Annotated in this window: 1 rRNA gene; it reads right to left on the bottom strand. The window is 55.1% G+C overall.

The window, feature by feature from the left end:
* Positions 1-256, bottom strand: a 23S ribosomal RNA gene (locus GL263_RS27950); the annotation flags it as partial.

Genomic DNA, 256 nt, shown 5'->3' with positions numbered 1-256 from the left:
GAGTTTCCCACTCTTGTATCGCTACTCATGCCTGCATTCTCACTCGTGAACCGTCCACAACTCGCTTACACGGCTGCTTCACCCGGCACACGACGCTCCCCTACCCACCCCAACAACCGTTAGGCCTATATGTTGGAGTGACACGACTTCGGCGGTGTACTTGAGCCCCGCTACATTGTCGGCGCGGAATCACTTGACCAGTGAGCTATTACGCACTCTTTCAAGGATGGCTGCTTCTAAGCCAACCTCCTGGTTG

Source organism: Streptomyces durbertensis (assembly GCF_014156695.1).
Taxonomy (GTDB): Bacteria; Actinomycetota; Actinomycetes; order Streptomycetales; family Streptomycetaceae; genus Streptomyces; species Streptomyces durbertensis.
The sequence above is the reverse complement of the archived record's forward strand: the minus strand, read 5'-3'. Positions and strand labels throughout refer to the sequence as shown.